This is a genomic window from Kitasatospora sp. NPDC059577, assembly GCF_042735475.1.
Classification (GTDB): Bacteria; Actinomycetota; Actinomycetes; order Streptomycetales; family Streptomycetaceae; genus Kitasatospora.
Genome location: NZ_JBHWBZ010000047.1, coordinates 65228 through 74776 on the forward strand (window position 1 = coordinate 65228; position 9549 = coordinate 74776).

The 9549-nt window shown below is 70.0% G+C and carries 7 protein-coding genes; all 7 read left to right on the plus strand.

The features are described 5' to 3' along the window. The first annotated feature begins 538 nt into the window (after positions 1 to 538). The 7 genes from ACFV0O_RS29220 (at position 539) to ACFV0O_RS29250 (ending at position 9161) form a co-directional block, all read left to right on the plus strand. Positions 539 to 2746: a polyribonucleotide nucleotidyltransferase gene (locus tag ACFV0O_RS29220; RefSeq protein ID WP_360263252.1), complete on the plus strand. Its 2208-nt coding sequence runs from the start codon at positions 539 to 541 to the stop codon at positions 2744 to 2746. 122 nt (positions 2747 to 2868) lie between these two features. Beyond that, positions 2869 to 4221, plus strand: coding sequence for a pitrilysin family protein (locus ACFV0O_RS29225; protein ID WP_360263249.1), 1353 nt, complete (start codon positions 2869 to 2871; stop codon positions 4219 to 4221). A 14-nt stretch (positions 4222 to 4235) separates the two neighbouring features. After that, on the plus strand, positions 4236 to 4982 hold the full coding sequence (gene dapB, locus ACFV0O_RS29230) for a 4-hydroxy-tetrahydrodipicolinate reductase (protein ID WP_360263247.1): 747 nt from the start codon (positions 4236 to 4238) through the stop codon (positions 4980 to 4982). Positions 4983 to 4989: 7 nt separating this feature from the next. Beyond that, on the plus strand, positions 4990 to 5448 hold the full coding sequence (locus ACFV0O_RS29235; RefSeq protein WP_380346647.1) for a tetratricopeptide repeat protein: 459 nt from the start codon (positions 4990 to 4992) through the stop codon (positions 5446 to 5448). Further along, positions 5445 to 6176, plus strand: a complete 732-nt coding sequence (gene thyX / locus ACFV0O_RS29240) for an FAD-dependent thymidylate synthase (RefSeq protein ID WP_360263241.1) — start codon at positions 5445 to 5447, stop codon at positions 6174 to 6176. Before ACFV0O_RS29235 ends, thyX begins: the two co-directional genes overlap by 4 nt. A 228-nt stretch (positions 6177 to 6404) precedes the next feature. Next, positions 6405 to 7304, plus strand: coding sequence for a 4-hydroxy-tetrahydrodipicolinate synthase (dapA, locus tag ACFV0O_RS29245; protein ID WP_380346648.1), 900 nt, complete (start codon positions 6405 to 6407; stop codon positions 7302 to 7304). Between the two features lie 171 nt (positions 7305 to 7475). Beyond that, positions 7476 to 9161 (plus strand): ribonuclease J, encoded by a 1686-nt coding sequence (locus ACFV0O_RS29250; protein ID WP_380346649.1) that lies wholly within the window; start codon positions 7476 to 7478, stop codon positions 9159 to 9161. Positions 9162 to 9549 lie beyond the last annotated feature (388 nt).

Here is a 9549-nt window from a genome sequence, read left to right on the forward strand (position 1 = left end):
TCAAAACTCTCAATTCTGGAGAAGCTGAACTCTCTACCACCCCCTGGGAACGAGGCGGGGACCGGCGGGGGGCGCCCTAATCCCCCCCGCCGGGGGGGGGGACCCCACACCGGGGAGCCGCCCCTCGCGCGTATGCCGCGGCCGTCGGGCCGCGGCGCCCTGACATAACAACTCGCGCGCACCTCCCCGGGTGGCCGAGGATTGCACCGTAGGGTTGTGGGCATGCCGGGTGATGGCGCACCAGCGCGCCACCCGGGCAGACAGACCCGAACCCCCCGCGGGACGAAGGCTTCAAACGGAAGCCGCCCGCATCCGAGAGAGCGTCCAGACGCGGAACGCCCGCCCCGGCCCGGCAGTCGTGAGGCGCCGGTCCTCGGTAGTGGCCGTCGGAACCCCCGCAGACCGAGCGGGGCACTCCGGAGGCTTCGATCGAAGACCGGCCCGACTGCAGCCCTCCCTGACGGGGGCACCCAGGGCCACCGGCAGGAAGTGCGCGGGGACGCTCTCCCGGAGACGTACGAAAGAGGAGATCTTCCAGGTGGAAGAGAACGTGTTCTACGCCGAAGCCGTGATCGACAACGGTTCCTTCGGCACCCGTACCATCCGCTTCGAGACCGGCCGCCTGGCCCGTCAGGCCGCCGGCTCCGCCGTGGCCTACCTGGACGACGACACCATGGTGCTGTCGGCCACCAGCGCGTCCAAGCAGCCGAAGGAGCACTTCGACTTCTTCCCGCTGACCGTGGACGTCGAGGAGCGGATGTACGCCGCGGGCCGCATCCCCGGCTCGTTCTTCCGTCGCGAGGGCCGGCCCTCCGAGGACGCGATCCTCACCTGCCGCCTGATCGACCGCCCGCTGCGCCCGTCCTTCGTCAAGGGCCTGCGCAACGAGGTCCAGGTCGTCGTCACCGTGATGGCGCTCAACCCCGACCACCTGTACGACGTGGTCGCGATCAACGCCGCCTCCGCCTCCACCCAGCTGGCGGGCCTGCCGTTCTCCGGCCCGATCGGTGGCGTCCGCGTCGCGCTGATCAACGGCCAGTGGGTCGCCTTCCCGACCCACAGCGAGCTGGAGTCGGCCGTCTTCGACATGGTCGTCGCCGGTCGCGTCCTGCCGGACGGCGACGTCGCGATCATGATGGTCGAGGCCGAGGCCACCGACAAGACCATCAAGCTGGTCGAGGGCGGCGCCGAGGCGCCGACCGAGGAGATCGTCGCCTCCGGCCTCGACGCCGCCAAGCCGTTCATCAAGGTCCTCTGCGCCGCGCAGTCGCAGCTCGCCGCCCAGGCCGCCAAGCCGACCGGCGAGTTCCCGGTCTTCCTGGACTACCAGGACGACGTCCTCGCCGCGCTGACCGCCGCCGTCAAGGACGAGCTGGCCCAGGCCCTGACCATCCCGGGCAAGCAGGAGCGCAACACCGAGCTGGACCGCGTCAAGGCGCTGGCCGCCGAGAAGCTGCTCCCCGAGTTCGAGGGCCGCGAGAAGGAGATCAGCGCCGCCTACAACGCGCTGACCAAGAAGATCGTCCGCGAGCGCGTCATCACGGACAAGATCCGCATCGACGGCCGCGGCGTCACCGACATCCGCACCCTGGCCGCCGAGGTCGAGGCCATCCCGCGGGTGCACGGCTCGGCCCTGTTCGAGCGCGGCGAGACCCAGATCCTGGGTGTCACCACGCTGAACATGCTCCGCATGGAGCAGCAGCTGGACACGCTCTCCCCGGAGACGCGTCGCCGCTACATGCACAACTACAACTTCCCGCCGTACTCCGTCGGCGAGACCGGCCGCGTGGGCTCGCCCAAGCGCCGCGAGATCGGCCACGGCGCGCTGGCCGAGCGGGCCATCCTGCCCGTGCTGCCCTCGCGCGAGGACTTCCCGTACGCCATCCGCCAGGTCTCCGAGGCGCTCAGCTCCAACGGCTCCACCTCGATGGGCTCGGTCTGCGCCTCGACCATGTCGCTGCTGAACGCCGGTGTGCCGCTGAAGGCCGCCGTGGCCGGCATCGCCATGGGCCTGATCTCCCAGGAGATCGACGGCGAGACCCACTACGTCACGCTGACCGACATCCTCGGCGCCGAGGACGCGTACGGCGACATGGACTTCAAGGTCGCCGGTACCCGCAACTTCATCACCGCCCTCCAGCTGGACACCAAGCTGAACGGCATCCCGGCGTCGGTGCTCGCCGCCGCGCTGAAGCAGGCCAAGGACGCCCGCCTGCACATCCTCGACGTGATGAACGAGGCCATCGACTCCCCGGACGAGATGTCCCCGAACGCGCCGCGCATCATCACCATCAAGATCCCGGTGGACAAGATCGGTGAGGTCATCGGCCCCAAGGGCAAGATGATCAACCAGATCCAGGAGGACACCGGCGCCGAGATCACGATCGAGGACGACGGCACCATCTACATCGGTGCCGCCGACGGCCCGGCCGCCGAGGCCGCCCGCACCACGATCAACCAGATCGCCAACCCGACCATGCCGGAGGTCGGCGAGCGCTACCTGGGCACCGTGGTCAAGACCACGACGTTCGGCGCGTTCGTGTCGCTGATGCCGGGCAAGGACGGCCTGCTGCACATCTCGCAGATCCGCAAGCTGGCCGGCGGCAAGCGCGTCGAGAACGTCGAGGACGTCCTCGGCGTCGGCGCCAAGGTCCAGGTCGAGATCGCCGAGATCGACCCGCGCGGCAAGCTCTCCCTGATCCCGGTCGTCGAGGGCGAGGAGGCCGGCGAGGCCGCTTCCGAGTGAAGCGCCGCTAGCTGACCCCTTGCGGCCCGTACGCCTCCCGGCGTGCGGGCCGCACCCCGTTGTCCACACGCTTACGTCCGCACGTGCCTTCCTCGCGTGCGTTTCCTCTGGAGGTACCCCCCGTGGCGCAGGCCCCGGCGGTAAAGCAGCGTCCCGGCAGCACCCGGACCCTGCTCAAGGGCGTCGACGGCGCCGGCACGGTGCGCCGCACCGTCCTCCCCGGCGGCCTGCGGGTCGTCACCGAGACCCTGCCGACGGTGCGGTCCGCGACCTTCGGCATCTGGGTCGGCGTCGGCTCGCGGGACGAGACCCCGCAGCTCAACGGCGCCACGCACTACCTGGAGCACCTGCTCTTCAAGGGCACCGAGCGGCGCAGCGCGCTGGACATCTCGGCGGCCCTGGACGCGGTCGGCGGGGAGATGAACGCCTTCACCGCGAAGGAGAACACCTGCTACTACGCCCGGGTCCTGGACACCGACCTGCCGCTGGCCATCGACGTGGTCTGCGACATGCTCACCGGCTCGCTGATCCGCCCCGAGGACGTCGACGCCGAGCGCGGCGTCATCCTCGAGGAGATGGCGATGGCCGAGGACGACCCGGGCGACGTGGTGCACGACCTGTTCGCCCGGGTGATCTACGGCACGGGCCCGCTCGGCCGCCCGATCCTCGGCACCCAGGAGACCATCAAGGCGCTCACCCGGGACCAGATCGCCGGCTTCTACCACCGCCGCTACCGGCCCGAGAACCTGGTCGTCTCGGCGGCCGGGAACCTGGACCACCGCAAGGTCGTCAAGCAGGTCGAGCAGGCCTTCGCGCCGATGCTGGCCCGCTCCGACGCGGCGCCCGCCGAGGCCCGCCGCGGCGTCAAGGCGCTGCGCACGGCCGGGAAGGTCGAGGTGCTCAACCGGTCCACCGAGCAGGCCCACCTGGTCCTGGGCGTGCCGGGCGTGCCGCGGCACGACGAGCGCCGCTGGGCGATGGGCGTGCTCAACGCGGCCCTCGGCGGCGGGATGAGCTCCCGGCTGTTCCAGGAGGTCCGCGAGAAGCGCGGCCTGGCGTACTCGGTGTACTCCTACTCCTCGTCCTACGCGGACAGCGGCCTGTTCGGCATCTACGCCGGCTGCCAGCCCAAGCGGGTCGAGGAGGTGCTGCGGATCTGCCGCGCCGAGCTGGCCAAGGTGGTCGCCGAGGGCATCACCGAGGAGGAGCTGCAGCGCGCGATCGGGCAGATCTCCGGCTCCACCGTGCTCGGCATGGAGGACACCGGTTCGCTGATGAACCGGATCGGCAAGGCCGAGCTCAGCTACGGCCACCACCTGTCGGTGGACGACATGCTGGGCCGGATCGCCGCCGTGACCCTGGAGGACGTCCACGCGGTGGCCCGTGATGTGCTGGGCGCGTACCGGCCGTCGCTGGCGCTGATCGGCCCGGTCAACGACAAGCGGGCCGCCAAGCTCGCCGATCTGCTGGTGTGAGAGGACATTTCGCTATGACGCTGCGTGTCGCCGTGATCGGCGCCCGGGGCCGGATCGGCTCCGAGGCGGTCAAGGCCGTCGAGGCCGCGCCGGACCTGGAACTGGTGGCCGCCCTGGGCCGCGGGTCGAAGCTGGAGGAGCTGACCGACGCCGGGGCGCAGGTCGTCGTCGAGCTGACCCACCCGGACTCGGTGATGGGGAACCTGGACCACTGCCTGCACCACGGCATCCACGTGGTCACCGGCACCACCGGCTGGACGGACGAGCGGCTCGCCACCGTCCGAGGCTGGCTGGACCAGGCCCCCGGGCTCGGCCTGCTGGTCGCCCCGAACTTCTCCATCGGCGCGATCCTCGGCATGAAGTTCTCCCAGGTCGCGGCGAAGTACTTCGAGTCGGTCGAGGTGGTCGAGCTGCACCACGACCGCAAGGCCGACGCCCCGAGCGGAACCGCCACCCGGACGGCCCAGCTGATCGCGGCCGCCCGCGCCGAGGCCGGCCGCCCGCCGCAGCAGGACCCGACCACCCACGGCCTGCCCGGGGCGCGCGGCGCCGACGTGGACGGGGTGCCGGTGCACGCCGTGCGGCTGCGCGGCCTGCTGGCCCACCAGCAGGTGATGTTCGGCGACACCGGCGAGACGCTCACCATCCGGCACGACTCGCTGCACCACAGCAGCTTCATGCCGGGCATCCTGCTGGGCGTGCGCAAGGTCGTCGGGACGCCGGGGCTGACCCTCGGCCTCGAACACTTCCTGGACCTGTGAGCCCGGCATGACCTCCCGTACCGGTTTCTTCGTCCTGTCCGGCGTGCTGCTGCTGGTCGCCCTGATCTGCGTGGGCGAGGGCGTCCAGCTGGTCGCCACCGGAAAGCCGCTCGGCATCGGCATCGGCGTGTGCGCCTTCGTCATCCCGGTGATCGGCGTCTGGTTCCTGCGCCAGACCGTCCGCTTCGGACGGGACAGCGAGCTGCTCGCCCGGCAGCTGGAGGCCGAGGGCGGCCTTCCGGTGGACGAGCTGAAGCGCACCACCGGGGGGCGGATCGACCGGGCCTCGGCCGACGAGGTCTTCGCCCGCCGCCAGGGCGAGGCGGAGGCCGCGCCGGGCGACTGGCGGGTCTGGTTCCGCCTCGCCGTGGCCTACGCCGACGCCGGTGACACCCCGCGAGCCCGCAAGACCATGCACCACGCCATCAAGCTGCACAGCACCGAACCCGCAAGGAGCAACGCGTGAGCGACGAACCGACGGCCCCCAGCTTCCGCAGCGACGTGACGGTGGAGCTGGTCCGCAGCGCCGCCGCCGACTCGGACGTCATCTGGGCGGCCCGGGTCTCGACCGCGGGGGAGCAGTCCCTGGAGGCGCTCTCGCAGGACCCGGAGAAGTCCAAGGGCCTGATCAACTTCCTGATGCGCGACCGTCACGGCACGCCCTTCGAGCACAACTCGATGACCTTCTTCATCAGCGCGCCGATCTTCGTGTTCCGGGAGTTCCACCGGCACCGCAGCGGCTGGTCGTACAACGAGGAGTCCGGCCGCTACCGCCAGCTGGACCCGGTGTTCTACGTCCCGGCGGAGGACCGCAAGCTGGTCCAGCAGGGCCGCCCGGGCAAGTACGAGTTCACCCCCGGCACGCCCGAGCAGCACGAGACCACCACCGGGGCGATGGAGGCCGCGTACCGCGAGTCCTACGCGCGCTACCAGGAGATGCTCGCCGCCGGGGTCGCCCGCGAGGTGGCCCGCGCGGTGCTGCCGGTCGGCCTGTTCTCCTCGATGTACGCGACCTGCAACTCGCGCTCGCTGATGCACTTCCTGTCCCTGCGGACCAAGCGGGACAACTCGGCGGTGCCGTCCTTCCCGCAGCGCGAGATCGAGATGGTCGCCGAGCAGATGGAGGAGCAGTGGGCGCAGCTCATGCCGCTCACCCATGCGGCATTCGAGAAGCACGGCCGGGTCGCCCCCTGACCTGCGACGACGGGCATATGGGCAGTGTGTCTGGCATGTCTGGATTGCGGCTTTTCTAACCGCTCCCTACATTCGTGAACACGGATCCCGGTGCTGCCCGAACCCCCGAGCGGGCAGCACCGGGATCCCATCTCACCGCCTGTTTCCACCGCTCACCGCCGCCGCCCCCTGTCCGAACCCTGGACCGGTGTGGATACCGCCCCACCGCCTACGAGTAGCTTTGGACGCATGGCTCCGATCTCCACCCCCCAGACGCCGTTCGGCCGGGTCCTGACCGCGATGGTCACCCCGTTCACCGCCGACGGCGGACTCGACCTCGACGGCGCCCAGCGCCTCGCCACGCACCTCGTCGACTCCGGGAACGACGGCCTCGTCGTCAACGGCACCACCGGTGAGTCGCCGACCACCAGCGATGCCGAGAAGGCCCGGCTCGTCCGCGCCGTGGTGGAGGCGGTCGGGGATCGCGCCCACGTGGTGGCCGGCGTCGGCACCAACGACACCCACCACAGCACCGAGCTGGCCCGGCAGGCGCAGGCCGCCGGAGCGCACGGCCTGCTGGCCGTCACGCCGTACTACAGCAAGCCCCCGCAGGAGGGCCTGTACCGGCACACCGTCGCCCTCGCCGACGCGACCGAGCTGCCGGTCATGCTGTACGACATCCCGGGCCGCAGCGGGGTGGCACTGAGCCACGAGACGCTGGTCCGCCTCGGCGAGCACCCGCGGATCGTCGCCAACAAGGACGCCAAGGGCGACCTCGGCGCGGCGGCCTGGGCGATCGCCCGCTCCGGTCTGGCCTGGTACTCCGGCGACGACATCCTGAACCTGCCGCTGCTGTCCGTCGGAGCCGCCGGCGTCGTCAGCGTCGTCGGACACGTCGTGGCCGCCGACCTGCGCGCGATGATCGAGGCGTACCTGGCGGGCGATGTGGTCAAGGCCACCAGCGTCCACCAGCGCCTGCTGCCGGTGTTCAGCGGTATGTTCCGCACGCAGGGCGTCATCCTGGCCAAGGCGGCACTGGAACTCCAGGGCCTGCCGGCCGGTCCGCTCCGGTTGCCCCTGATCGGTGCGACGCCCGAGGAGATCGAGAAATTGAAGCAGGATCTCGCCGCCGGCGGGGTACACCTGTAGCAGACACAGACGTGCGCGCCCCGGCTCGCCGGACCTCCCGAGGGTCCGCCGCTGGACCGGACCGAAGGCGCGAGAGCACAGACCCAGTAGGAAAACGACACTGAGTACGCACGCCATATGTCTCCAGGGGGAGGACCCCGGACATATGGCGTGCGTCGTGAGGAGAGTCTTTTGAGCCACCCGCACCCCGAACTCGGCGCGCCCCCGGCCCTGAAGGAGGGCGCCCTCCGCATCACTCCGCTCGGCGGCCTCGGCGAGATCGGCCGCAACATGACGGTCCTCGAGTACGGCGACCGCATCCTGATCATCGACTGCGGCGTCCTCTTCCCCGAGGACGAGCAGCCCGGCGTGGACCTGATCCTCCCGGACTTCAGCTACATCCGGGACCGCCTCGACAAGGTCGACGGCATCGTCCTCACCCACGGGCACGAGGACCACATCGGCGCCGTCCCGTTCCTCCTGCGGGAGAACCCGGACATCCCGCTGATCGGCTCGAAGCTGACCCTCGCCCTGATCGAGGCCAAGCTCGCCGAGCACCGGATCCGCCCGTACGTGCTGGAGGTCAAGGAGGGCGAGCGCGAGCGCATCGGCCCCTTCGACTGCGAGTTCATCGCGGTCAACCACTCCATCCCGGACGCCCTCGCCGTGGCCGTCCGCACCCCCGCCGGCATGGTCGTGGCCACCGGTGACTTCAAGATGGACCAGCTGCCGCTCGACGGCCGCCTCACCGACCTGCCGACCTTCGCCAAGCTGGCCGAGGAGGGCATGGACCTGCTGCTGGTGGACTCCACCAACGCCGAGGTCCCCGGCTTCATCCCGCACGAGCGGGACATCTCGGCGGCGCTGCGAAACGTCTTCGCCAACGCCGACAAGCGCATCATCGTCGCCTCCTTCGCCAGCCACGTGCACCGCATCCAGCAGGTCCTGGACGCCGCGCACGAGTACAAGCGCAAGGTCGCCTTCGTCGGCCGCTCGATGGTCCGCAACATGGGCATCGCCCGCGACCTCGGCTACCTGAAGGTCCCCGGCAACATGGTCGTGGACGTCAAGCAGCTGGACGACCTCCCGGACAAGGAGGTCGTGCTGATCTGCACCGGTTCGCAGGGCGAGCCGATGGCCGCGCTGTCCCGGATGGCCAACCGCGACCACCAGATCCGCATCGTCGAGGGCGACACCGTCGTCCTGGCGTCCTCCCTGATCCCGGGCAACGAGAACGCCGTCTACCGGGTGATCAACGGCCTGACCCGCTGGGGCGCCAAGGTCGTGCACAAGGGCAACGCCAAGGTGCACGTCTCCGGCCACGCCTCGGCCGGCGAGCTGCTCTACTTCTTCAACATCTGCAAGCCGCGCAACCTGATGCCGGTCCACGGCGAGTGGCGCCACCTGCGCGCGGCCGCCGAGCTGGGCATCGCCACCGGCGTGCCGCGCAACCGCGTGGTCATCGCCGAGGACGGCGTCTGCGTCGACCTGGAGCGTGGCGTCGCCAAGATCGTCGGCAAGGTGCAGGCCGGGTACGTCTACGTGGACGGCTCCTCGGTCGGCGACATCACCGAGGCCTCGCTCAAGGACCGCAAGATCCTCGGCGAGGAGGGCTTCATCTCGGTCTTCGTCGCGGTCGACTCGACCAACGGCAAGATCATCGGCGGCCCGACCATCCAGGCCCGGGGTTCCGGCATCGACGACAACGCGTTCGTCCCGGTCGTCGCCAAGCTCCAGGAGGCCCTGGACCGCTCGGCGAGCGACGGCGTGCTGGAGCCCCGTCAGGTGCAGCAGCTCGTCCGCCGCACCATCGGCAAGTGGGTCGCGGACAACTACCGCCGCCGGCCGATGATCCTGCCGGTCGTCGTCGAGGTCTGACGCCCACCGTTCGAGCTCTGACGCTCGTCCGTCCCCGGCTGCGGCCGGTTTGACGTGGGGCGGCCCGGTGCGTAATGTTCTCCGGGTTGCCCCACGGGACGGCCCCTCGGAAACGTCCTCGAATTTGAATTCGAGAACAACCGGGGAAAACGGCCCGAGAAACTCTGGTAGAGTTCGGGAGCGCCGAAAGGCAAAAGCCGATTGGATGAATGAAACTCCGGAAAACGGAGCGGAAGACATCTGATAAGCTGGAAACACGAAAGAACGAAGCCCGGAGGGTCCGCTGGAAGGCGGTCCGAAGGAAGCGTCCGTTCCTTGAGAACTCAACAGCGTGCCAAAAGTCAACGCCAGATATGTTGACATCCCCGGCCTCAGGATTTCCTGGGGT